At 68.7% G+C, this 22,783-nt stretch carries 23 protein-coding genes; 13 read left to right on the forward strand and 10 right to left on the reverse strand.

Annotated features, from left to right (window positions below; all coding sequences use genetic code 11):
• Positions 1-39: 39 nt before the first annotated feature.
• Complete coding sequence (locus OG589_RS42275; protein ID WP_405144478.1) at positions 40-1,266, forward strand: hypothetical protein; 1,227 nt, start codon at positions 40-42, stop codon at positions 1,264-1,266.
• A complete protein-coding gene (locus OG589_RS42280; protein ID WP_405144480.1) occupies positions 1,263-2,123 on the forward strand; it encodes a class F sortase in 861 nt (286 codons plus the stop codon). Before OG589_RS42275 ends, OG589_RS42280 begins: the two co-directional genes overlap by 4 nt.
• Positions 2,124-2,208: 85 nt before the next feature.
• Here the strand turns inward: OG589_RS42280 and OG589_RS42285 are convergent, their stop codons facing one another.
• Together OG589_RS42285 and OG589_RS42290 are read right to left on the reverse strand one after the other, a co-directional pair.
• Positions 2,209-3,639: a sensor histidine kinase gene (locus OG589_RS42285; protein WP_405144482.1), complete on the reverse strand. Its 1,431-nt coding sequence runs from the start codon at positions 3,637-3,639 to the stop codon at positions 2,209-2,211.
• 378 nt (positions 3,640-4,017) lie between these two features.
• Positions 4,018-4,587: a TetR/AcrR family transcriptional regulator gene (locus OG589_RS42290; protein ID WP_405144484.1), complete on the reverse strand. Its 570-nt coding sequence runs from the start codon at positions 4,585-4,587 to the stop codon at positions 4,018-4,020.
• A 116-nt stretch (positions 4,588-4,703) separates the two neighbouring features.
• On the opposite strand from OG589_RS42290, the gene OG589_RS42295 reads away from it, so the two are divergent.
• Positions 4,704-5,237 carry a hypothetical protein gene (locus OG589_RS42295; protein ID WP_405144486.1) on the forward strand — a complete coding sequence of 178 codons (534 nt, stop codon included), beginning with the start codon at positions 4,704-4,706 and terminating at the stop codon, positions 5,235-5,237.
• Between the two features lie 13 nt (positions 5,238-5,250).
• Here the strand turns inward: OG589_RS42295 and OG589_RS42300 are convergent, their stop codons facing one another.
• Positions 5,251-5,667 carry an ATP-binding protein gene (locus OG589_RS42300; protein WP_405144488.1) on the reverse strand — a complete coding sequence of 139 codons (417 nt, stop codon included), beginning with the start codon at positions 5,665-5,667 and terminating at the stop codon, positions 5,251-5,253.
• A 158-nt stretch (positions 5,668-5,825) separates the two neighbouring features.
• Between OG589_RS42300 and OG589_RS42305 the strand changes: the two genes are divergently transcribed.
• Both OG589_RS42305 and OG589_RS42310 read left to right on the forward strand, forming a co-directional pair.
• Entirely contained in the window at positions 5,826-6,629 is an 804-nt protein-coding gene (locus tag OG589_RS42305; RefSeq protein WP_405144489.1) for a Scr1 family TA system antitoxin-like transcriptional regulator, read from the forward strand.
• Positions 6,620-6,859, forward strand: a complete 240-nt coding sequence (locus tag OG589_RS42310) for a DUF397 domain-containing protein (protein WP_405144491.1) — start codon at positions 6,620-6,622, stop codon at positions 6,857-6,859. The genes OG589_RS42305 and OG589_RS42310 overlap by 10 nt, the downstream gene beginning before the upstream one ends.
• Before the next feature lie 126 nt (positions 6,860-6,985).
• On the opposite strand, the gene OG589_RS42315 is transcribed toward OG589_RS42310, so the two are convergent.
• Positions 6,986-7,822, reverse strand: a complete 837-nt coding sequence (locus OG589_RS42315; RefSeq protein WP_405144492.1) for a nucleotidyltransferase domain-containing protein — start codon at positions 7,820-7,822, stop codon at positions 6,986-6,988.
• 341 nt (positions 7,823-8,163) lie between these two features.
• On the opposite strand from OG589_RS42315, the gene OG589_RS42320 reads away from it, so the two are divergent.
• The 4 genes from OG589_RS42320 to OG589_RS42335 all read left to right on the forward strand — a co-directional run bounded on the left by OG589_RS42320 (position 8,164) and on the right by OG589_RS42335 (position 12,527).
• Positions 8,164-9,102, forward strand: coding sequence for a hypothetical protein (locus OG589_RS42320; RefSeq protein ID WP_405144494.1), 939 nt, complete (start codon positions 8,164-8,166; stop codon positions 9,100-9,102).
• Between the two features lie 70 nt (positions 9,103-9,172).
• A complete protein-coding gene (locus OG589_RS42325; RefSeq protein WP_405144496.1) occupies positions 9,173-10,012 on the forward strand; it encodes a class F sortase in 840 nt (279 codons plus the stop codon).
• 138 nt (positions 10,013-10,150) lie between these two features.
• Complete coding sequence (locus OG589_RS42330) at positions 10,151-11,296, forward strand: acetyl-CoA C-acetyltransferase (protein WP_405144498.1); 1,146 nt, start codon at positions 10,151-10,153, stop codon at positions 11,294-11,296.
• Positions 11,297-11,969: 673 nt separating this feature from the next.
• Complete coding sequence (locus OG589_RS42335) at positions 11,970-12,527, forward strand: dihydrofolate reductase family protein (protein WP_405144500.1); 558 nt, start codon at positions 11,970-11,972, stop codon at positions 12,525-12,527.
• Here OG589_RS42335 and OG589_RS42340 read toward each other — a convergent pair.
• The 4 genes from OG589_RS42340 to OG589_RS42355 form a co-directional block, all read right to left on the reverse strand.
• The gene (locus OG589_RS42340) at positions 12,515-13,879 is read right to left on the reverse strand and encodes a sensor histidine kinase (RefSeq protein WP_405144502.1); all 1,365 of its coding nucleotides are present in this window, start codon (positions 13,877-13,879) and stop codon (positions 12,515-12,517) included. The genes OG589_RS42335 and OG589_RS42340 overlap by 13 nt on opposite strands.
• A 34-nt stretch (positions 13,880-13,913) precedes the next feature.
• Positions 13,914-14,651 (reverse strand): response regulator transcription factor, encoded by a 738-nt coding sequence (locus OG589_RS42345; protein ID WP_405144504.1) that lies wholly within the window; start codon positions 14,649-14,651, stop codon positions 13,914-13,916.
• Between the two features lie 11 nt (positions 14,652-14,662).
• Positions 14,663-15,163 (reverse strand): hypothetical protein, encoded by a 501-nt coding sequence (locus OG589_RS42350; protein WP_405144506.1) that lies wholly within the window; start codon positions 15,161-15,163, stop codon positions 14,663-14,665.
• A 75-nt stretch (positions 15,164-15,238) separates the two neighbouring features.
• The gene (locus OG589_RS42355) at positions 15,239-15,970 is read right to left on the reverse strand and encodes a class I SAM-dependent methyltransferase (RefSeq protein WP_405144508.1); all 732 of its coding nucleotides are present in this window, start codon (positions 15,968-15,970) and stop codon (positions 15,239-15,241) included.
• A gap of 130 nt (positions 15,971-16,100) precedes the next feature.
• Here OG589_RS42355 and OG589_RS42360 point away from each other — a divergent pair, with 130 nt between their 5' ends.
• Together OG589_RS42360 and OG589_RS42365 are read left to right on the forward strand one after the other, a co-directional pair.
• A complete protein-coding gene (locus OG589_RS42360; protein ID WP_405144510.1) occupies positions 16,101-16,724 on the forward strand; it encodes an RNA polymerase sigma factor in 624 nt (207 codons plus the stop codon).
• Positions 16,711-17,445 carry a hypothetical protein gene (locus OG589_RS42365; RefSeq protein ID WP_405144512.1) on the forward strand — a complete coding sequence of 245 codons (735 nt, stop codon included), beginning with the start codon at positions 16,711-16,713 and terminating at the stop codon, positions 17,443-17,445. The genes OG589_RS42360 and OG589_RS42365 overlap by 14 nt, the downstream gene beginning before the upstream one ends.
• Here OG589_RS42365 and OG589_RS42370 read toward each other — a convergent pair.
• The gene (locus tag OG589_RS42370; RefSeq protein ID WP_405144513.1) at positions 17,442-17,981 is read right to left on the reverse strand and encodes a hypothetical protein; all 540 of its coding nucleotides are present in this window, start codon (positions 17,979-17,981) and stop codon (positions 17,442-17,444) included. The two genes, OG589_RS42365 and OG589_RS42370, sit on opposite strands and share 4 nt — an antisense overlap.
• 321 nt (positions 17,982-18,302) lie before the next feature.
• Here OG589_RS42370 and OG589_RS42375 point away from each other — a divergent pair, with 321 nt between their 5' ends.
• Together OG589_RS42375 and OG589_RS42380 are read left to right on the forward strand one after the other, a co-directional pair.
• Positions 18,303-20,012, forward strand: coding sequence for an RNA polymerase sigma factor (locus OG589_RS42375; protein ID WP_405144514.1), 1,710 nt, complete (start codon positions 18,303-18,305; stop codon positions 20,010-20,012).
• A 27-nt stretch (positions 20,013-20,039) separates the two neighbouring features.
• The gene (locus tag OG589_RS42380; RefSeq protein WP_405144515.1) at positions 20,040-21,674 is read left to right on the forward strand and encodes a hypothetical protein; all 1,635 of its coding nucleotides are present in this window, start codon (positions 20,040-20,042) and stop codon (positions 21,672-21,674) included.
• Between the two features lie 71 nt (positions 21,675-21,745).
• Here OG589_RS42380 and OG589_RS42385 read toward each other — a convergent pair whose 3' ends face one another.
• Complete coding sequence (locus OG589_RS42385; protein WP_405144516.1) at positions 21,746-22,765, reverse strand: adenosine deaminase; 1,020 nt, start codon at positions 22,763-22,765, stop codon at positions 21,746-21,748.
• Positions 22,766-22,783 lie beyond the last annotated feature (18 nt).

Here is a 22,783-nt window from a genome sequence, read left to right on the forward strand (position 1 = left end):
CTCCTGCCCGCTACGAGTTCCCGGACTATCACGGCACAGGTGTCGATCCCTAAGACAGTCCGCGTTGGGGAACGCCTCGCGCTGGAATGGACGCTGAGCGACTCACCATTTGCCTCGCCTGCCGTCTTCAAGGCGGGTGGTCGCCTCATGGCTACCGGCACTGTTGACGTCGTCGGGTTGTGGCAGGGGAAACTGGACTCCTCGGGAAGCAAGGATCAAGGCAATCTTGCGCTTGGCGGCCCGCTCGAATTGCCAACCGCGATTTCAGGCTCGGTTGCCACAACTAAAGAAGGCAAGCTATCGATCACCCCAAAGAGCTTGATACTTGACTTCATCCCACCTGCGGACAAGATCACCGTCAACGATGACAATCCCTCAAGCTCGCCCGGCGTTGGGGGGTGGCACTGGCGGCCGGTGATCGGTTACAGCCCCCAGTGGTCATACTCAGACAGTAGTGAACCGGCGAGGCATGACGACTACCAGCAGGACGTGCATTGGACCAACGTCCCGGAGCGTATGGTGTCGGTGACATTTGTCGGGACGGGTCTGGAATATGTCACTGAGCGGTTCTCTGACATGGGGAAAGTTCAGATCAAGATCGACAACGATGCTCCCTTGGCCACGCAACCGAACGCATCGCTAGAGGCTGACAACGTGACCAAGGTGACGACCCGAAAGAGTCAGCAAGTCTTGTGGTCTGTTCACAACCTGCCGTATAAGGAACACACGGTGACGGTCACGAACAAGGCTGACCCAGGCAATTACATGCTGCTCGACGCCTTCAACATCATCACGGATCAGCTCTCGAACCCACCGGCAACCGAGATATTCAGGACCAAGTGCGACTACGTGGGAAACCCTGTCACGGCCACTGTGGACGTTGTGGCGGCCTCCGGTAGCGGGGACGGGTCTAACGGTGGGAACAACGGCAACAACAACGGGAAAGGGCAGATCACCGATGGGGATGACTCGGATCGGGGGGTGATCGTGCTTTCTGGTGGGGGGCAGGGGCATGGGGCTCCTACGGCTACGGCTACCGCCACCAAGACGGCCAAGCCCACGAAGACGTCCAAGGCGACCAAGACTCCCCAGGTGCGCGTAACACCCAAGGGCGGCGCGCACACAGGCGAGGCTCCGGAGAACGGCTCCGCACCGCTCCTGATCGGGTACGGCACCACGCTGGCGCTGGGCGGCGTCGTAGGCGGTCTCGCGTTGAGACGACGCCGGGCCGTACACGGGAGCGCTGATCAAGGAAACCTCGGTTGAGCGGGTCATTACCACCCGGGCACGCGTCCTCGGGTGACGACGCCCCTCCCGCCCGCAGTCGTTGGACGGCCGCTCTGCTGCCCGTACTCCTGACCGTCGGCTCCCTTGCCGGGATCGCCGTCGTGATGGTCGGCCTGCTGGCGTACCTGTCACCCTCGCAGGAGAGCGGAGCGGCGGCCGGGGCGGAGCCGACGCCGATGATCGCCCAGATGGCTCCGGTCGACGCCACGACGAACGCGTCCTCGGCGAACTCGTCCGCCGTCGACCCCGCCACCGATCCGGCGGCGGCCGGCTCGGCAACGGTAGGCCCCGGGGGAGTGGGCGTACCTCTCGTGGAAGCCGCGACCACGGCGCCACCGCCGTCCCCAGCGGCCGTGCCGGTCACGCCGCTCGGCAAGTCGGCGCCCACCAGGATCCGGATCCCGGGGATCGGTGTGGACGCGCCGCTCCGGTCCGTCGGGGTCGAGAAGAACGGGGAGATCGAGGTGCCGCCGCTCAGCCAGCCCAAGCTCGCGGGGTGGTACCGCCTCGGCCCGGCCCCGGGCGAGATGGGCCCGGCCGTGATCCTCGGGCATGTGAACACCACGCGTGGCCCCGCGGTGTTCAGCCGGCTGCGCGAGCTGAGGCGCGGCGACAAGATCACGGTGGTACGTGCGGACGGCTCCGCCGCGCAGTTCACGGTCGACGGTGCCGAGCAGGCGAGCAAGGACCGGTTCCCGACCAAGCGGGTGTACGGCCACGTCGACAGCCCGAGCCTGCGCCTGATCACCTGCGGCGGGGTCTTCAACCCACGAGCGCACAGCTACACCGACAACATCATCGTGTACGCGACGCTGTCGGCATCCGCCCACGGCTGACGGTCGGCGGCGGAACCACCCGGACACTCCCCTTCATGGAGCAAGATCCATCGTCAGGGCGTCCACATTGCAGCGTACGGGAACCTCAACGTACGAAGCCGTACGCGTCATTGCGAGTTTGCGATCCGCATGGTCCCGTAGCGGTCGCCCGGCGATCGCCATCGATCAGCGGAAGCCGAATCACGAATCGGGCGCCTCTCGGCGAGTCTTCGATCCGAAGGGTTCCGCAGTGAGCGCTGATGATCGCGCGGCAGATGGGAAGGCCGAGCCCGCTGCCTCCGGGGTCGCGACGGTGTCCGTCACTCAGGCGGACGAAAGGTTCGAAGACGAGCTCGCGATCCTCCGGTGCGATGCCGTCACCGTCGTCTGTCACGGTGACAACGGCCTGGCCGTCCGAGCGTTCTACGGTGATCTCGACGGCGGCCTCGGCGTGCCGCTGCGCGTTGACCAGCAGGTTGTTCAGCGCTCTGATCAACTGCAGCTCGTTGCCGAGAACCTTCACCTCACCGCTGATGTGGGCTCGCACGGGCACCCCACGGACTCTCGCCGCCGCTTCCGTCTCCACTAGCGCGCCGAGGTTGACAGGCGCGGGTGCCTCAGGGACGGCGGTCCGTAGACGGGCGAGTGCCAGCAGATCGTCGATGATCGCCTGGAGTCTGCCGGTGGTGGACAGCGCGGCTTGAATCGTGTCGTGAGCATCCACGTCGCCCGGGTACAGCAGTGCCTCCTCAAGTTGTGTGTGCAGGCCGGCGACGGGGTTTCTGAGCTCATGGGAGACAACGGAGGCGAAGTTGCGTTGCTGCTCCACGGCTGCTTCGAGCCGGACGAGGGTTTGGTTGGTAGTGCGGGCGAGCTGCGCGATCTCGTCGTCGCCGGGAGGCTGGGGGAGCCTGAGGCTCAGGTCGCTCAGCGTGATCTCGGCCGTTCTTGTGCGGATGGCTTCCACTGGGCGCAGAGTGCGGCCCACCGCCCACCAGGTCGTCCACGCTATGAGGGCGGCGATCAGCGCGATCGCGGCCGAGAGGAACAGTTCGAGGCGGTGGGTGGCCAGGATGGGCGGCTGGCGCATTCCGGCGTAGACCACTGGGGAATCGGGGAGCCGGAGCCGCCCGGCCTCGGCGGGGGAGAGCCGGATGGCCGTGAGCAGGACGCACTTGCCGGCCGAGGAGCACTGGGTCAGATGTTCGATCCGGTCGTCGACAGGGGGACGAAGCGTGCTCAGTGGCGGCTTGCCGGACATGGCCGCGCTGGAGCCCACGATCCGGCCGTGGACGTCCACCACCTGGAGGAGGTTGACATGGCTCTTGGGCACCGTTCGGGACACATCGCCGTACGCCATCGCCGATATCCACTCGGCGGCGACCCGCTGGGTTTCAGCGTAGACACGGGCCTGGACCTTGTTACGGACGCTGATACCAACGACTCCGCCGATTGTCGTCAGAAAGACCAGCGACACCACTGTCGCAGCGATCGTGTAACGCGCCCGAATCGAGCGCGGACGCAGCGAACGTGGCATGTTCCCTCCCTCCTGAAAGCGTGTGGTCGGCAACTGGTCCTCGCCCGGTGCGCGGCAGAAATCGATCCCGATCGCAGAGTGGTGCAGGCGCGGGAATCCGACCGGGACGCCGCTGAACGACTACAGGCCGAGGTCTTCTACGAGACGTCGTTCGGTGATCATGGCTTGGTGTGCGCCGGTTGGGGGCGCGGCGCGACGCATGGCGGCTGGCCGAGCTGGAGCCACCCGCCGGCCAGGCTGGACAAAGTCGGCCGATGCCTGCCATGCGCTCACGCTAGCACCAAACTTGAACGATTCAAGTAAAGGAACAATCCAAGTTTCCCATGGTGGGATCTTCGTAAACTCGCAGGTGGGAGCGGTGGTGGCTGCCATCCGCAGTCACTGGCGGAGGTCTGGCTCCTCCCCCGTGAGGGGTTCGGCCGTGACCCGGAAGAGTTCGGCCAGGGCGTGGTCGACGATGTCGGCGGGGGTCGCTTGTATGACGCCGATCCGCAGCAGAGCGGCGATGCCGAGGTAGCTGCCGTACCCGGCGATCACGCGGCTCCTCGCCTCCTCCGGCGATTCGCCCAGCTCTTCCAGGATGGTCTGCATGTAGTCGATGCGGCGCGCGCTCACCCGCCGCGCCACATCGGCGACGAACGGGTCCTCGGCCTCGGCGATCAGGCGGAAGGAGATCGCGGCCTGATCGTCTGAGAAGGCGAGCTCCAGCAGGGTGCGCATCCGCGCCGTCGGGTCGGCGATGCGCTGGAGCTTTTCAATGACCTTGTCCGTCTGGGCTTCCCACCGCCGCAGCGCGGCCTGGACCAGGGCCTGGCGATTGGCGAAGTGCCAGTAGAAACTGCCCTTCGAGACGCCCAGGCGCGCCGCGACCGGTTCCACGGCCACGGCCGAAAGGCCTCCCTCGGCCAGGGCGGCCAGCGCGGCCTTCGCCCAGTCATCCGCGTTCAACGCACCCACACTGCCAGCCTGCCATACGGTTGCGTATAGTCGAACCATACGCAACCGTATGGCAGGCCGATGATGGTCCCTCAAGCCCATCGATGGCCTGGATCGGGAGGTCCTTCGTGTCAACGCTGGCTGATCAGCTCATTCCGCGGCCGGACACCGTCACGCGGCACGCCATCGTGATCAACGCGTCCAGGGAGCGGGTCTGGGACGCCGCCGTCACCCTCAAGGTGAGCGACCTCAAGCTCGCCCGCCCGCTCCTTGCCGCCCGCGATCTGGCATCCCGGCTTCGCAACGGGCATCCACAGCTGGACGTGGCGACCTTCACCGCACTGGCCGAGGTTCCGGGCCGGGAGCTCGTGCACGGCCTGGTCGGGCAGTGGTGGAAGCTGGGCGGCGCGGGCAACGTGCCCATCGACTCCCGCGAGGCGTTCGAGGCGTTCGACCAGCCTGGGTACGCCAAGGGGACGTTCAGCGTGGAGCTTCAGGATGCCGGCCCCGGGCGAATCCGGCTGGTGACCGAGACCCGGGTGGAGGCCACGAGCCCGGACGCCCTTCGTGACTTTCGCCGCTACTGGATGTTCATCCGGTTCGGCAGTTCCCTGCTGAGGCGCGTGATGCTGGCGGCGGTCAAGGAACGCGCGACCGCATGATGAGGGATTCGGCCTATCTCTCGGGCCACGCGGCGAGTTGGAACCATACCGACTTGCCGTGGGGGTGGAGGTTCCAGCCCCACTTGTGGGACAGGGTTTCGACGATGGCCAGTCCTCTGCCGGACGTCTCCATGTAATCGGCACTCCGCATATGGGGAACGGCTATGCAGGAGTCGTACACGTCCACGGTCATCAGCCGTCCGTCACGGCCGACGGCGATTCGTACGGTGCTCGCGGCGGGAATCGTCATCGCCCCGTGAGTCAGCGCGTTCGTGACGACCTCCGAGGCGAGCAGTTCCGCGATATCCGGGACGTCGTGGGCCGCGTTCCAGTCGGCGGCGACGTCCCGTACGAAGCGACGGGTGGTCGCGACGCATTTCAGGTCGCGCGGTATCCACTTCTGCCCCAGTAGAGCGGTGCGATCGTCCATCCCACAGTGGTGCTCGGATGGCGTTACGTGAGTCCCCATGCCCCAGTCATGCCCTCTCTCCTTGCTGCGTATTTCGCATGCCAAGAGTGTCGAGATGGGGCTACGCTCGGTAGGCGAACGCTTACTAATAGGCAGCTTTGAATGTCGGACGCTGTTCGTTGAACCTCGGCGATTGGGGCACGATGGTCGATCAGTTCACACCCCAGGCCATTTGGGGCAGAGAGCTCCGCCATTACCGGCAGGCGGCAGGCCTCACACAGGCTCAGCTAGCCCAGAAGATCCACTTTAGCGAGGGGTTGATCAGCGGCGTCGAAACCGGCCAACTGCCCGCCAGCCCCGAGTTCGCCCAGTCCTGCGACACCACCCTCACCACCGGCGGCGCCCTCCACCGCCTCCTCGACTGGAGACGCGGGCAGCGGTTTCCGCTGTGGTTCGGCAAATGGAGGGACAAAGAGCAGGCCGCTACGGTGCTGCGTGCCTACGAGCCTCTCCTGATTCCTGGCCTGCTTCAGACCGAGGCTTACGCCCGTGTGGTCCTGCGTAATGACGAGATGGCGTTGGCTGGCCGCATGGAGCGTCAAGCGATCCTCACTCGCGATGATCCTGAGCCACCGATCTTCCGTTGCATCATTGATGAAGCCGTTCTCTCCCGCCCCATCGGAAGTGCCAGAGACATGAGAGAACAGCTAGACCATTTGGTTGCCATGGTCAGCCCGAGGTTGAGCGTCCAAGTGGTACCGCACGGGATGCATCCGGGCTTGCTAAGCGGCTTCGTTATCGCGACGCTTGACGGTGGAAGCGATGTAGCTTACGTGGACACGGCTATACGTGGCCTCACTGTCAGTGAGCAGGACGAGGTTGAACACGCAGTGCAGAGGTTCGAGTCCATCAGGACCGAAGCGTTGCCTCTTCGCATGTCGTTGGACCTCATTAAAAGGACGGCAGACGAAAAATGGACCTGAGCAAGGCGCAGTGGCGTAAGTCCACCTGGACTGGAGACAACGGCGGCAACTGCGTCGAGGTGGCGGAGCTCAAGGATGTTGCCGATGGGCCGGCACACAAGGCCGAGTATCCCGAGTTGATCGCTGTACGAGACTCGAAGGACCCGGACGGTCCGAAGCTGTTCTTCACTCCCGCCGAGTGGGATGCCTTCCTCAACGGCGTCAAGGCCAGCGAGTTCGACCGTAATTAGGGTCGCGGGACCTGGGGCGGCCAGACGCTGGTGTAAAGGCGCCCATCCTGTACGTCCGCACGCGCATGGCCCTCGTCGATGAGCGTCCGGTGTCGGTCCGAGAGCGGGGCGTAGCACGGACCGCGGTCAGCGACCGACCGCGGTCTGTACCTCCCTTACCAGGGCGGCCGCGTCGGTCACGGTCCGCTCGATCTGCTGTGGCGACTCGCCGACATGGCTGAACAGCCTCTGCGCCCGCGCGGTGAAGTCCTGTGGGGCTGTGGGCAGTCGGCCGGCTGAGGCCACCATGCCCTTCTCGTTGATCAGCCACTGGCCCGCGTGACCGTGCAGTGCCTGGCAGGCGACGCCGACGGCGCGAAACAGGCAGCCGGCCGCATAAGCCGGATCGGCGCCGACCGCCCCGTACCGCGCCAGTCCTACAGAGAAGTCCGCCTCCCACAGCCCGTCCACGAGCGCGGCGCTCAGCGCCCGAGGGTAGGCGCGGGTACTCTCCCGCAAGTCGGTGAGCTCCCCGCTGGGATCGGCCAGCACCCGGGAAAGCGCCACCTCGCCGGCATAGGAGTGGGAGTAGAACCCCAACGGATGTCCGGCCTGGACTCCGACTTCGTAGCGGCCTTTGTGGCAGTCCGCCCAGATGCCTTGCACCCGATCCAGATCGCGATAGATCCAGTCGACTCGCCGGCCGTTGATGGTCAGCCAGCCGCCGCCGTTGACCCATGGTCCCCAGCCACCCGGCGCGGTCATTTCGGCCCGTTCGCCGGCCTCCTGCACGGCAAGCGCCCGCAGCGCCGTCACGTCCAGATCGCCTCGGTAGTACAGCCCCAGATCGAAGTCTGAATCCGGGCGGTGCGTACCTCGGGCTCGGCTACCGCCGAGCACCACCGCGACCACCCCGGGGATCTCTACCAGTCGCTGTGCGAGCGCCCCCAGCGCGACATCATCCACAGGGGCGTATTCGATCACACACCGATACTCCACTCACTCCCGTTTTCTCGGGTGACCACTTCGATAGGCGTACGGCCCGAGGTGGCTCTGTCGGTGTATGAGGGTATTCGCGGGCCGAAGAACGGGGTCGGTAGGTTGCGATGAGTCACTGTCCAGGGCCTGAAATCGGACGCAAGGCTACTGTGGTCACACCGACGTGTACGCAGAGCTATCGAGCGGCCAGTGGTCGCCAACGGTTCCGACAAAATTAAGTTAGTTATCTGTATGCCGCTGACCTGCGGTTATGTCTCCAAGAGGTGACGGGAACCCCCAAACCACAGCGAGCCGGGATGAAGCCTCCGTAGGATCTCTACTGAACTGTGACCAGAGACTGGGATCCTGATACGCCTGGCAAACCGGTCAACGCTGCTGAAATGGAGATATACGTGCTGAAGTCACAGGCACGCCGTCGCATCGCCACCAAGGCTGCCGTAGCCGGAGTCCTCAGCGCAGGCGTCTTGCTCGTCGGAGTTCCAGCAATCGCTGCCCTCACCGCCGTTGATGTCACTTACACCTGTGGATCAGCTGAATATGACTTCAATGTCGAGCTGATGTCACCCATTCCGGCGGCGACCCAAGGTGCTACTGCAACGTTGACCTGGAAGATCTTGCAGCCGACGGCCGCGGCGGCAAGTCCATTGCCGGCGGTGAGTTCTCTCCCTGCGACTGCCTCCAACAAGATCGTGCTGGAAGGAGACGTTGCCGTCTCCGGCACTCCAGTCGTTCCACAGCCCACCACGAAGAAGGCATCAGGTTCCGCCGTCCCCGCGGTTGACGTTGCGGAAGACGCAGCCGTGCCCCTACCGACCATGTTCGTGACGGTAATACCTACGGCTACCGGGCCTGTTGAGGTCAAGCCGGACAAGTTCCTCCTCAAGGTGGTACCGACGGCTGCCGCAAGCCCGACGGCTACTTGGTACACCTGTACGCCGAAAACCGCTGCGGAGGCGGCTGCGGCTGCGATCACGTTCACTGTCGCGCCTTCCGCTGCGGCGACATCGCCCACCCCGACGCCGTCTGAAACGCCGACGCCGACGCCCACCGCGACGACTCCCAAGCCGACCCACACCGTCTACGAGACGGTGACCAACAAGCCGTCCCAGCAGGTGACCAGGAAGCCTGGTGGTGGCGCGGCCACCGGTGGTGGTGGGGACGTGGGGCCCGATGGGCGGATGTTCGTGATGGCCGGTACGGTTCTGGTGCTCGGGGCCGGAGTGGGCGGGCTCATGATGCGCCGCCGGCGTCCGAACCGGGGCTGACCGGAGGCCCGGGGTGACGATGCCGCCCGAATATCCGCCGCCGGAAGGCCATGACGGATATCCACAGCCTGTGCACGGCCAGCCGTACATGCCGCAGGTGTACTACCAGTACGCCCACCCCGGTCAGTACCCCGGCGGCCACTGGGAGCAGCCGAAGTCGGAGGTCGACCGCGGGCAGATCATGCGCGCCGTTCTCATCCTGGCCGCCGTCGCCGGGGTGGTCACGGTGGTCGTGGGAATGCTGCTCATGGCGGGCTCGCCCGAGGAGTACGGCATGACCGGGGCCCGTACGCCGCTCAAGATCCAGGCGCAGCCGCCCGCCGGCCAGGCCTTCGCGCCGTCGGTCGGACCGGGCGGCCCGGGGCAGCCGCTGACCCAGGCCGACCCGACGGCACCGCCCCCCGTGCCATCACTGCCCCCGGCGCCCGCGATGCAGCCGTCGACCCCCAAGCGGCTGATCATCAAGAAGCTCGGCATCAACGCGCCCATCAAACCGGTCGGCACCGACAAGAAGGGCGCGATCGAGACCCCGCCGATCAACAACCCGAACCTCGTCGGCTGGTACCAGCACGGCCCGACGCCGGGCCAGGCGGGCCCGGCCGTGATGCTCGGCCACAAGGACACGACCACCCGCGCGGCCGTGTTCGAGCGGCTGCACGAGCTGCAGTACGGCGACACGATCGAGGTCACCCGCATGGACGGCACGATCGCGATCTTCACCGTGGGCGGCATCGAGCAGGCGGACAAGCAGACGTTCCCCACCAACCGCGTGTACGGCAACGCCGACGCGGCGGAGCTGCGCCTGATCACCTGCGGCGGCACCTACAACCGCACCACCGGCCACTACGTGGACAACGTCATCGTCTACGCGCGGATGACCAGCACCGGGAAGAGCTCCTCCCGTAGCTGACCGGTCCGCCGAGCCGACCGGCCGTGGTCACCACGGGGCCGTGACGCGACCCTCACATTCACGGAGGATTATTCTGTTGTAACCTCGTATAGACCGAACATTGCTCGGTTTCATCCGGGACGGAACCCAGGAGGCACTGTGGCAGAGGCGTACATCGTCGGGGCGGTCCGTACCCCGGTCGGAAAGAAGAAGGGCGGCCTGTCCACCGTCCACCCCACTGACCTCGCCGCTCACGCCCTCAAGGCCCTGGTGGACCGTACGGGCGTGGACCCCTCGGCGGTCGAAGACGTGATCATGGGCTGCGTCATGCAGTTCGGCCCGCAGAGCATGGACATCGCGCGCAACGCGTGGCTGTCGGCGGGCCTCCCTGAGACCGTCGCGGGCGTCACGATCGACCGGCAGTGCGGCTCGTCGCAGCAGTCGATCCACTTCGCCGCCCAGGGCGTCATGTCCGGCACCCAGGACCTCGTGGTCGCGGCCGGCGTCGAGTCGATGAGCATCGTCCCCATGGGGTCGAGCATCACCGCCGCGCTGGAGAAGGGCATGCCCTTCCCCTTCGGCGACAAATGGGTCGAGCGGTACGGCAAGCAGGAGATCTCGCAGTTCCGCGGCGCGGAGCTGATGTGTGAGAAGTGGGGCCTCAAGCGCGACGAGCTGGAACGGTTCGCGTACGAGAGCCACCAGCGCGCCGCCAAGGCCATCGCCAACGGCTACTTCAGGGACCAGATCGCCCCGATCAACGGAGTCGAGGACGACGAGGGACCCCGGCCGGACACCACGCTGGAGAAGATGGCCGGGCTGAAGACGCTGCGCGACGGCGGCCAGATCACGGCGGCCACCTCCTCGCAGATCTCGGACGGCTCGGGCGCGCTGCTGATCGCGTCGGAGCAGGCGGTCAGGGACCACGGCCTGACGCCGAGGGCGCGCATCGTCACCCTCGCGCTGACCGGCGACGACCCGGTCTACATGCTCACCGCGCCGATTCCCGCGACGCGCAAGGCGCTCGACAAGGCGGGGCTGTCGATCGACGACATCGACGCGATCGAGATCAACGAGGCGTTCGCGCCGGTCCCGCTGGCCTGGCTCAAGGAGATCGGCGCCGACCCGGCGAAGACCAACCCGAACGGCGGAGCCATCGCGCTCGGCCACCCGCTCGGCGGCACGGGCGCCATCCTCATGACCAAGCTGCTCCACGAGCTGGAGCGCACGGGCGGCCGTTATGGCCTGCAGACCATGTGCGAGGGCGGCGGCCAGGCCAACGTCACCATCATCGAGCGCCTCTGACCGGTGGCTCCAGCGTTGAGAGACGGCGGTGTCCCGCCCCGGGAAGGAGGGGCGGGGCACCGCCGTTTCTCGCGGTGTCCCCAAGGCTCGGGGACACCTTGGTGAGCCGGTCAGCGACCTTTCGGCTGGCGCCGAGGCGGCGTCACACGCCGTACGGGCGCGGGCGGCACCGGGATCCGGCGGGGAGCCGGAGGCAGTTGCCGCTCGGGCTGCGAAGAGCCCTGGATGGCGCCCGGCTGGATGACCGGCTGCGGAAGGCCCGCTTGGAGCCCCGGCAGGGAAAAGCCGGGCGCCGGAAGTGATGCCTTGGTGTCCTCAGTGGCCTGATCGGCCTTGGTAGCCGTGTTTCGGCTGAAACGTGCACGCATATAAGTCTCCTCGCAGATGGCGACGCGGCAGGGAACTCATGCCGGTCGGAAGCCTCAGCCGCCGCGTCTAGATGGACGGGACCAGAGAGCTGAGAGCCAGCGGATCAGTCACCACGGACTGATCGACGCTGTCATCAGAGGAAAATGCGCATGAACCGAAGGTACGAGCCCGGCCCCCGACGGCACAACTCATTTATTGACCGTCGCGGTAGGGGTGTCGAGAAGGCGTGGGCGGCTCCGACTCACGCATGAGAGCGCCCGCCGGGGCGCGTGGCCCCGAGGGGCCTCGGCAGAAGGAGCCCGTCATGCGGAAGGTCATCTACTGGATCCACTCGTCGGTCGACGGATTCATCGACGGGCCGGAGGGTGAGCTGGACTGGCCGGCCATGGGGCCGGAGCTGTCCGCGTACTCCTTGGGGCTGGACGACCGGGTCGACACCTTCCTCTACGGGCGCGGGGTCTGGGAGGGGATGTCCCAGTTCTGGCCGCAGGCCGAGTCGATGTCGGACGACGAGCACGACCTCGCGTTCGCCCCGATCTGGCGGGAGACCCCCAAGGTCGTCTTCTCCAGGACCCTGGAGAAGGCCGACTGGAAGACCCGCGTGATCAACGGCGACATCGCCGAAGCGCTGACAGAGCTGAAGCGGCAGCCGGGCAAGGACCTCCTGCTGACCGGAGGCTCGAACCTCGCTGCCGCGCTCACCGAGCACGGCCTGATCGACGAGTACCACATCGCCGTCCACCCGGTCGTCCTCGGCGGCGGCAGGCCGCTGTTCGCGGACCAGAAGGACCGGATCAACCTACGGCTCGTCGAATCGCGGATCCTGGACGGCCGGACCGTGCTCCTCCACTACCAGCGCTGATCACCAGCGGGCCGCCATGTCGGCAGCTCCACGCGGACCACGGTGCCTCTGCCCGGCAGCGAGCGGAGCGTGGCCTGGCCGCCGTGGGCGATGGCTATGGCCTGGACGATCGCGAGGCCGAGGCCGCTGCCGTCTCCCGGGGAGGCGTGGTGGAACCGGTCGAAGGCCAGCGCCGCGTTCTCGGGGGACATGCCCGGCCCGTTGTCCGCCACCTCCAGGACCACCGGAGGCGCGAGCCGTACCGTGACCGAGGTGCCGGGCGGGGTGTGCGCGCGGACGTTGGCGAGCAGGTTGACCAGCACCTGGCGGATCCTGGCCTCGTCCACGACGGCGACCATCTTGCCCGGCGCCTCGACGGCCACCGGATGGTCGGGGTTGAGCGCGGTGAAGTCGTCGGCCACCTCCATGGCCACCGCCGTCAGGTCGACGGGCGCCATGGCGAGCGGCGTGCCCTTGTCCAGGCGGGCCAGCTCCAGCAGCTCGGAGACGAGCCGCGTCATGCGCGTCGCCTCGTCCTCGATGCGGCGCATGACCTGCGGCACCTCCTCGTCCGGTATGGCCCCCTGGCGGTACAGCTCGGCGTACCCGTGGATCGTGGTCAGCGGGTTGCGCAGCTCGTGGGAGGCGTCGGCGGCGAACCGGCGCACGCGTTCCTCCGACGCCCAGCGGGCCGCGAACGCGTCCTGGATCCGGGTCAGCATGAGGTTGATCGTCGAGCCGAGGCGCCCGGCCTCCGACTTGCCCTCCGGCATGCGCGCGGACAGGTCGCCGCCCTCGGCGACGAGCCGCGCGGTGCTCGCCATCCGCGACAGCGGAGCGAGGCCCTTGCCGATCAGCGACCTGCCGAGCAGCACGAGCAGGGCCATCAGCACGGCGGCGGTGATGATCTCGGTGACGACCAGGCGCCGTATCGAGTCCCTGACCTCGTCGAGCGGCACGGCGACGACCACGATGCGATCGCCTACGGTCATCCGGGCCGCCGCCGCCCTGAGGCGGTCGGTGAGGGTGAACGCCCTGCCGCCGTCCGCCAGCCGTCCGAGTGCGGCGGCCCCCATCCGCTCCAGCGTCGCGGGGACGCTCGCGGCCTCGGGATCGTCCCCCGAGATCAGCTTTCCGCGCGCCGTGGTGAGGTTGAGCACCGCCACCGCGTACGTCGGGCTGGCGTTCACCAGCGCGATGTTGGACGCCCGTACGAGCCGGGCGGCGGAGACCTGCGCGGTGGCGGTGAGCGTCCCGTCCGTACGGTCGAGCATGTGCCCGTGGAGCACGACGACGCTGACGAGGGACAGCGCGGCCAGGCCGACGGCCGTGACGGACAGCAGGCCGGCGAGGAGTCGTCCGCTGAGCGTCATGGGACGGCCGTGGCGCTGGGCGTCATCGGGGCGCTCAGCGCTCGGCGTCGGAGGCGGGTGAGGGACGCAGGGCGTACCCCACGCCTCGCTGGGTGTGGATCAGCGACGGCCCGAGGGGGTCGAGCTTGCGCCGCAGGTAGGAGATGTAGGTCTCCACGACCTGCGACTGGGTGCCGAAGCCCCACACGTTCTCCAGGAGCTGCGCCTTGGTCAGCACCTGGCCGGGGTGCCGCATCAGGAAGGCCAGGAGCCTGAACTCTGTGGGCGACAGCTCGACCGGCGTGCCGCCCCGCCGCACCTCCCAGCGGGCCTCGTCGAGCTCCAGGTCGGACACGGTCAGCACCGCCTGGTCGGCTGCGACCAGGGCGGAGTCCGCGCTGGACTCGCCCCGGCGGCTACGCCTCAGCACGGCCCGCGCCCGGGCCACCAGCGCCTCCACCAGGAACGGCTTGGTGACGTAGTCGTCGCCGCCCAGCGTGAGGCCGTGCACGGTGTCGGCCGGGGCGTCGCGCGCCGTCAGGAAGATGACCGGTACGTCGTCTCCCTGGGCGCGCAACCGCCGGCACAGCTCGAACCCGTCCAGATCGGGAAGCATCACGTCCAGCACGAGGAGGTCGGGGGCCCCCGACCGCGCGAGCTCCAGCGCCTCGTACCCGCGCGAGGCGCTCACCACCTCGAACCCGTGGAACCGGAGCGCGACACCCACCAGATCGCGGATGTTGCGCTCGTCGTCGACGACGAGGACCCGTGGCTTGTCTGTCTGGTCGCTCATGCGTCCTTCGATCACTCCTTGGAGCGTTTGGGGACCACGACTCCCTGCGCGGTGCGGGCGTCGCCGTTCGGCTGTCCCAGGACGAAGACGTTATCGCCCGTCGCGACCGCCGACGAGGTGGACTTGGCGCCATTCTTCCGGATTTTGGTGTCGGCGTTCACGGTCCAGGTCCAGCTCACGCCGTCGGCGCTCCTGACGGTGAGCGAGGTGGCCGACGCGGCGGTCACGTCGCCGCGCTGCCAGGTGTAGGTGGCGAAGTCGCCGCGCGCGCGGACGGTGGCCTCCCCGTGGACGCCGATGAGGCCACGGCGGATGCCGACGCGCAGCCTCGGGTCGCCCTTCGGCGCCTGGGTGAGGGCGACGGCCTCGTCCGCGGCGGAGTCGGCCGACAGCAGCTCGTACGGAACGCCGGCGGGCCCGGCCTGGCGCGCCACGGCGACGCCGCCGAAGGCCCCCACGGTCAGAGCGCCGGCCAGCGCACCGCCGATCAGCACCTTGGATAGGTTTCTCATGTGCTCAGATCACCTCCCCGGGCTAGGAGAAGTGACAGGAAACCCTGAGATATCCCGGTGAACGGGAAGCGGGTGCTAGCCGGGGACGCGGGCGACGCAGAAGACGGTCTGGCCGAAGGGCGGGCGGACGAACCGCTCGATGAACCTCGTGGCCGGCACCACCGTGCGGTCGTAGATCTTGACCAGGCGCGGGTCGGGATAGCCGACGCCGCCGCGGCGCACGGCCGCCCACCAGGCGATGCCGCCCAGGAAGTTGATCGGCTTGAGCACGTCGGCCTTCAGCCCTGCCTCGGCGACGGTCTTGCCGAGAGTGGTGGGCGTGTAGCGGGTGACGTGGCCGACCTTGCGGTCGAAGTCGCCATAAAGCTGCATGTAGCCGGGCACCCAGATGATGATGCGGCCGCCGGGCTGGGTGACCCTCGCCAGGGAGCGCAGCGCCTCGACGTCCTCCTCGATGTGCTCAAGGACGTTCATCAGGACGACGGTGTCGACCGGGTCCGCGAGCGGGATGTCGGTGGGGAGGCCGAACCGCAGCACGTCGATGTCGTCGCGGCCCTCGAAGCGCTTGCCGAGCTGCTCGACGCAGTAGGGGTCGAAGTCGCTGACCACGAGCCGGTCGAGGCGCGGCAGGAACTGCTCGGCGAAGTGGCCGAGACCCGAACCGATCTCCAGCATCGACCTGCCGACGTGCGGGGCGACCATGTCGAACTCGTACTGCCGGTAGTTCTTGGCCTCGTCGCCGCCGAGGTGGTTCTCCAAGGCCTCGTCACCGGCCGCCGGTTGCACCACGCGGTCATACCCAGACATGCGTCCCCGCCCAGCTTCGCTCACTCAAAAACCGCGGTCCTCGGGGACCACGGCCACGGATGGGCACCGAGTCTAGCCGTCCCGCTCCGCGAGGGTTCCAACTTCCCGGCGAGCCGAGCCTGAAACAACGGTGACCAACTCCTTGCACATCCTTTGCGGAAAAGGTCGATGGAAACTACCTTTTGTCGCTGAAGGATCAGCCAAGGAGCCCCCCACGGACGACGACGAGGCGATAACCCGGTCCCTGGCCGGAGACCTCGCCGCCTACGAGGTGCTGGTCGCGCGCTACAGCGCGGTGGCGCATCGTACGGCCGCGCTCCTCGGCGCGGGGGACGAGGCCGAGGACGTCGTCCAGGAGGCCTTCGTCAAGGCGTTCCGGCATCTGGCGGGGTTCCGGCGGGAGGCGGCCTTCAAGCCGTGGCTGCTCCGCATCGTGGCCAACGAGACCCACACGATGACCCGCTCGCGCGGGCGCCGTACCGACCTCGCGCTGAAGATCGGCGCCGAGCCCGAGCTCCGGGCCCCCGAAGATCCCGAGGGCGCCGCGATCGCCACCGACCGGCGCTCCCGGCTCCTGGACGCCGTACGTACTCTGCCCGAGAGGGAACGTCAGGCGGTGGTCTGCCGGTACTTCCTTCAGCTGACCGAGGCGGAGACCGCCGAGGTCCTCGGGTGCCCGCTCGGCTCGGTGAAGTCCCGGACGTTCCGAGGGCTGGCCAAGTTGCGGAAGGAGGTGGGCGATGAACTTTCCTGACGACCTGGAGGCCGAGCTGCGAGCGCTCGGCGAGGCCCTCGGCGCCCCCGCTCCGCCCCCCGCCGACGTGGCGCGAGCCGTACGAGCCCGCCTTGAGCGACCCGAGCCCTCGCCCGACGCGAGCCCGGCGCGGCGGCGCGGGCCGAGGTGGCGGTGGGTCACCGCCGGGGTCGCGGCCTGCCTGGTGGTACTGCTCGGGTTCACCCCGCAGGGCCAGGCCGCGGTGGCGCACGTCCTGCGGTTCGCGGGCGTCGAGATCCACGCCGGTGAGCCGGTGCCGCTGCCGTCCGGAGTGCCCGGCCCGCTGCCCGGTGAGAAGCGCGTCTCGCTCGACACGGCGCGGAGGACGGCGAAGTTCCCCGTCCTGGTGCCCGCCGAGCTCGGTGATCCGGACGACGTCCGGGTGATCGAGGGAGGCCGCGTCGTCTCGATGTTCTGGCCCGGGGTGCGGCTGGACGCCTACGACGGGGTGCTGAGCGTGGTCTGGCGCAAGGACCTCGGCGAGCCGTGGCCGCAGGAGGTCCTCATCGGCTCGTCGCCGGGCTGGTGGATCGCCGGCCCGCACGGCCTGACGTACATCCCGCGCGGCGGCGGTACGGCCCAGAACCTCGCGCGCCGGGCGGGCCCCACGCTGATCTGGCAGCGACCCACGGTCGCCTACCGCCTGGAAGGCCCCTCCGACCTGAGCCGCGCCCAGAAGATCGCGGAGTCGATCCGCTAGGTGCCGGGTGGCGGTGGGGGGAGGGTCGGGCCGGTTTCGGGGTTGGTGGTGGGGTTCGCGGGGGGTTTCTGGGTTGGCTTGGCGGAGGAGGGTGGCGGCGGGGGAGCCGTGGGCCCGGTCTGGGACACAGGGGTCTTGCGCGGCTTGGCGGTCTTCGTCGGCGCGGGCGGCTTCGAGGGCGCACGTGAGGCCGCCGGCGGGGGCGGGGGCAGCGCCGTCCGGCGGCTGGACGGCGGGGCGGAGGGGAGGGCCGGGGGCGCGGTCTTCTTCGTGCGGCGTGGCGCGGGCTCGCTGGCGGGCGGCGGCGGGGGCGACTCCACGCCGATGGACAGGTCGACGGGTGACGACTTGGGACTGCCGCCGTGGGCACTGGCGCTCTGGATCGCGGCAGGGGATTCGGAGCCGCCGCCGGAGGGGGCCGGCCAGGCGAACCAGATGCCGGCTCCCACCGCCGCCACCAGGGTCAGGCCGATGAGGATGGGACCGCGCCGGTCATAACCGAGCCACCGCCGGGTCGGCTCGTCGTCATCGTCCATATCGATCGAGGTCTCCCACGTGCGCCATCGGTCTGCCCGCGGACCGTTTCCGGTGCTGGAATCTTTGGCATACGGCGGACGACGTCGCGGTGAAGGCTCATCCCAGTTCTCTCGCACGATGCTGGTCTCCGGGGGCGGGGTCGACGTCTGCTGCACATCGCGACGATCGTCACTACTTGTGCATTCATGTGTGGGTAAAGACCACTAGGCAGTCAACAGAGTATAGAAGTTTGTTATGTAACAAAAGTGATATGAGAAGCTTGCCCTTCCTCCCGTATATTTCTGACTGCTTTGCTAGTACCGGATTTATCATTTGCAACTATGTCAGGAGAGCTGAGCCCCGTGCTGAGGAGGGATGATCCCGCCGCGCTGGAGCGACTGTGCCGCGAGTACGGTGACCATCTCTACGACTACTGCCAGTCCCTGCTCGACGACGAGGACGCTCTCAGCGCGACGGTGGGGGCCCTTTACGGGGCCGTCGCCCACACCGACCGGCTGTACGACGCGACACGGCTGCGCGCCTGGCTGTACGCCCTGGCCCGCGCCGAGGCCCAGTCGCGGCTCGCCGGGGTGGCGCACAAGGGCTCGTACGCCAGGCAGGGTCGCGGAGGCTCGCCCGAGCTGGCCGTCGAGGTGCTCGCCTGCCTGGAGCCGCGCGAGCGCGAGATCCTCGACCTGACACTGCGCCACGGCCTCAAGGCCGACGAGGTGGCCAGGGTCCTCGACATCTCGGTGGACTCCGTGGAGTCGGCCGCGCGTCTTGGCAGGCGCCACGCCGAGCAGTGGCTGGCCGCCGTCATGGACGCCAGGAGCCCGAGCCCAAAGTGCTCCGTCTTACCCGGCCTGGTGAAGTCGTGGGCCGACTCGCCGACGCGGCTGTTACGCGCCCACATCAGCAAGCACGTCCGTTCCTGCAAGGACTGCCAGACCGCGACGTCCGGGGTCACGATCACCGCCCTGATGACGCGCATGCCGATCCTCGCCAGCCCGGCCCCCTCCGAGCGGCTCTTCGCCGGAGCCGACGCCTCGTTCACCGCGGCCGAGACGCGCACCGAGAGCTGGCACCCCGACGGTTTCCCCGTGCAGCCCGACGTCCTGGAGGACCCGCCCCCGCCCGAGGCGCCGCTGACGGTGGAGGAGGGCTTCACCCCCGAGCGGCCCGACGGCGCCAAGCCGCCCACGGAGTTCTGGGAGCCCGACCCCGAGGCCGACGACCCCGAGAGCCGCATCCGGTGGGGACGCGTCGGCCTGGTGACGCTGGTGTCCGTGGCGTCCACGGCGGTGATCTGGTCGCTGGTCTTCAGCCCCGGCGGCACCGACAAGCCGGTCGACGTCGAGGCCGCGGGCGGCACGGTCTTCGTGACGCCGGGCGACTCGCTGCCGCCCCTGGTCGACTCCCCGCCCCCGCCGCCCCCCGGCGGTACGAGCGCACCGGTCACCGCGGTGCCGAGCCGGGTCGGCGCCACCCGGCCGGGTGTTGCCCAGCCGACCGTGTCGGTGCCGGTGGTCCCGCCGCCGGCCAGCTCCCACCCCACGGCGACGCCGACCAAGACCAGGCGCGCCGACCCGCCCTCCACCAACGACGGGCCCAACGACCCTCCGCCGCCGCCCAAGACGTCGCGGCCGACGGACTCGTCATCGCCCAAGTCGTCGCCGAAGGAGAGCTCCCAGCCCCAGACGAAGCAGACCACCGCGGCTCCGCCCCCTCCGCCGCCGCCCCCGCCGCCCCCGTCCTTCGCCGCGTCCAGCACCTCGATCAACGTGGGCTCGAACTACGAGGGCTCTGTGTCGGTGCGCTCCGGCGTGGGGGCGATCAGCTGGCAGGCGATAGGCAGGGACATCATCACCTCTCCCGGCAGCGGCAGCACCGGGAGCGGTCAGAGCTCGACGATCCAGTTCACGGTGAAGGGATCGGTCGCATGCGGCCAGACCGGAGAGGCGTACATGTCCATCTCCTGGTCGGGCGACAACCAAGGCACCAAAGGCTCCGGAACCATCGGGGTGAACATCACCTACACGAAGTCCTGCTAGACCGATCAATACGAGGAGAGACCGCGAATGCCCCGACTCCGCAAACGCGAGTGGATCATCGCTCTCATCGCGGTGCTCTTCACGCTGACCATCGGCATCCCCACGGGTATGGCCCTGGCCGATCCTGGAGCGACCGACCCCGCCTCCAACAGCGAGTGCGACGACATCCTGGGCACCGGAACCCCCGAGTTCATGTACTGCTCCTGGATGGCGAAGACGCCCAAGGACGCCCTCGACACCGTCCGGTTCTGGGCGCGCAACGACGGCGAGAAGCTGAAGGAAGCGGTGCCCTATCCGGGCCCGGTCCTGTTCTGCAAGGACAAGACCAACAAGGGCCCCGGCATGCAGGGCTGCGCCGACAAGGACCAGGTGCTGTGCAAGTACGACCAGAGCGTCGGCAAGTACGTCTGCAAGGACACCAGCGGCAACGTCACCAACCCGCCGGACAAGGCCTGCCTCGGCGGCGAGTTCGACTGCTCAGGTGACGGATCGGGGGCGTCGGCGGCTCCGTCGACGAACTCCGGGCGGGCCACCGCCAGCGCGCTGCCGACGCCTGACGGGACCACGCAGAACCAGGGCGAGCCCGTAGCACAGAACCAGACGGACCAGACGACGCAGACCCAGGACGAGCCCACCGGCAGCCAGGCGCCGCTGGTCGAGAGCTCGACGGTGCCCGACGGCACCGAGCAGCCCGCCCCGAGCGCCAGCGCGAGCGAGCCCGCCCCCGAGCCCACCGCCTCGGCGGCCCCCGAGCCGAGCGCGGCGCCCACGGCGTCCAAGCAGCCCCTCGCGGCGCCCGACGACGCCACGGGCAAGGCCGCCGCCACGGCCGTCAAGCTCGGCATGCGGGTCTGGATCGAGAGCGAGCTGGCCCCCGCGTGGACCGCGGGCAAGGACCAGTTCGACGCCGCGGTCGCCTCCATGGCCGCACAGGCGAACAGGCCGGGAGTCGTGGGCGTGAAGTTCGCCCAGGACCTCGGCTACTGGGGCTTCAAGTCCGCCACCGACGTCCGCAAGTTCGTCAAGGACGCCTCCACCGCCCTGCGGGCGGCCATGCCGGCGGGCAAGCAGCTCGCGGTCGACGTGGTGGTCCCGGAGATGGGCTGCGGGGTCTCCGAGCCCTGCCAGGCCGCGCTCCGCACCAAGTACCCGCTGATCACCCGGGCCAACGTCGAGAAGTACGTCCTCACCGGCGACGTCGACCACGTCAACGTCTCCAGCGGGCTGTTCGCCAGCGAGTACGCCAAGTACAAGATCACCCCGGACAAGGCGCTGCGCAACCAGTGGATCGGCGTGCGGGCCCGCGGCTGGGACACCCGCGTCCACATCGGCGCCAGGGAGGTGGGCCTGGCCCACAGCGGCGCCAACAAGCTCACCGCCGCGCAGGCGGAGGCGGCGGCCAAGCTGCGCGTCGACCTGCCCCTGCAGGCGGGCGTGCAGACGGTCATGCTCTGGACCCACCGCCAGAGCTGGGACGGCGCGACCTGGCGGCTCCTCGACCAGGGCCTGGCGACCAACACCATGTGGAAGGCCCTCCAGGCCCGCAAGGGGCTCGGCCGGCTCTCGGTGACCTTCGACGCCAGCGACCCCGAGAAGGGGATCACCCAGGACCTCACCAAGCTCGCCGAGGTCTTCGACGAGGTCTACATCCACTCCCAGTGACCCGCGAGCGGGCCACCTGACGGGTGGCCCGCAACGGGACGGCCGCTTGCCCGCGCCGGGGGGGACGGCGATCAGCCCTCGGCGGCGAGCCAGGAGTCGATGCCCGCCAGCAGCTCCTTCTTGTAGGACTCCGGCGCCGTCGAGGCGCGGATCGACTGGCGGGCCAGCTCGGCGATCTCCGCGTCGCGGAAGCCGTACACGTCGCGCGCCAGCTCGTACTGCGGCAGGAGCCTCGCGCCGAACAGCAGCGGGTCGTCGGCGCCGAGCGCGATCGGCACCCCCGCGTCGAACAGCCGCTTCACCGGCACGTCGGCGATGCGCGAGGCCACGCCGAGGCCGACGTTCGACGTCGGGCACACCTCGCAGGCGATCTGGCGGTCGGCGAGGCGCTCCATCAGCCGCTCGGACTCGGCGGCCCTGATGCCGTGGCCGATGCGGTCGGCGTCCAGGTCATCGACGCACTCGGCGATGCTGGCCGCCCCGGACAGCTCGCCGCCGTGCGGCACGGCGAGCAGCCCCGCGCGCTTGGCGATGCGAAAGGCCCCGTCGAAGTCGCGGGCCCGGCCGCGGCGCTCGTCGTTGGACAGCCCGAAGCCGATCACGCCCCTGTCGGCGTACTGCGTGGCGAGCCGGGCGAGCGTCTTGGCGTCGAGCGGGTGGCGGGTGCGGTTGGCGGCGACGATCACGCCGATGCCGACGCCCGCGGACTTCGCCGCCTTGGCCGCCGCGTCGAGCACGAGCTCCAGCGTCGCGGTGAGCCCGCCGAACCGCTGGGCGTAGCCGGAGGGGTCGACCTGGATCTCCAGCCACCGGGAGCCCTCGGCGGCCTCGTCCTCCGCGGCCTCCTGGAGCAGCCGGTAGACGTACTCCTCGCGGCGGAGCACCGAGCGCGCGATGTCGTACAGCCGCTGGAAGCGGAACCAGCCCCGCTCATCGGTGGCACGTAACCTCGGCGGCCAATCTTGCACCAGCGCGTCGGGCAGATGGAGCTCTTGCTCCCGCGCGAGCTCCAGGAGCGTCGAGTGCCGCATGGAGCCGGTGAAGTGCAGGTGGAGATGGGCCTTGGGGAGTTCGTCGAGCGGGCGTGCCATCTCCATATCCTGCCGTAC

Origin of the sequence: Sphaerisporangium sp. NBC_01403, assembly GCF_045040145.1 — a bacterium.
Classification (GTDB): domain Bacteria; phylum Actinomycetota; class Actinomycetes; order Streptosporangiales; family Streptosporangiaceae; genus Sphaerisporangium; species Sphaerisporangium viridialbum.

Bases quoted from the DNA above. Each gene is read 5' to 3' on its own strand.
- OG589_RS42300 (WP_405144488.1), bottom strand. From the start codon at position 5,667: ATGGACGATCGCACCGCTCTACTGGGGCAGAAGTGGATACCGCGCGAC.
- OG589_RS42310 (WP_405144491.1), top strand. From the start codon at position 6,620: ATGGACCTGAGCAAGGCGCAGTGGCGTAAGTCCACCTGGACTGGAGAC.
- OG589_RS42345 (WP_405144504.1), bottom strand. From the start codon at position 14,651: ATGAGCGACCAGACAGACAAGCCACGGGTCCTCGTCGTCGACGACGAG.
- OG589_RS42340 (WP_405144502.1), bottom strand. From the start codon at position 13,879: ATGACGCTCAGCGGACGACTCCTCGCCGGCCTGCTGTCCGTCACGGCC.
- OG589_RS42365 (WP_405144512.1), top strand. From the start codon at position 16,711: ATGAACTTTCCTGACGACCTGGAGGCCGAGCTGCGAGCGCTCGGCGAG.
- OG589_RS42375 (WP_405144514.1), top strand. From the start codon at position 18,303: ATGTCAGGAGAGCTGAGCCCCGTGCTGAGGAGGGATGATCCCGCCGCG.
- OG589_RS42380 (WP_405144515.1), top strand. From the start codon at position 20,040: ATGCCCCGACTCCGCAAACGCGAGTGGATCATCGCTCTCATCGCGGTG.
- OG589_RS42285 (WP_405144482.1), bottom strand. From the start codon at position 3,639: ATGCCACGTTCGCTGCGTCCGCGCTCGATTCGGGCGCGTTACACGATC.
- OG589_RS42335 (WP_405144500.1), top strand. From the start codon at position 11,970: ATGCGGAAGGTCATCTACTGGATCCACTCGTCGGTCGACGGATTCATC.
- OG589_RS42370 (WP_405144513.1), bottom strand. From the start codon at position 17,981: ATGGACGATGACGACGAGCCGACCCGGCGGTGGCTCGGTTATGACCGG.
- OG589_RS42355 (WP_405144508.1), bottom strand. From the start codon at position 15,970: ATGTCTGGGTATGACCGCGTGGTGCAACCGGCGGCCGGTGACGAGGCC.
- OG589_RS42350 (WP_405144506.1), bottom strand. From the start codon at position 15,163: ATGAGAAACCTATCCAAGGTGCTGATCGGCGGTGCGCTGGCCGGCGCT.
- OG589_RS42385 (WP_405144516.1), bottom strand. From the start codon at position 22,765: ATGGCACGCCCGCTCGACGAACTCCCCAAGGCCCATCTCCACCTGCAC.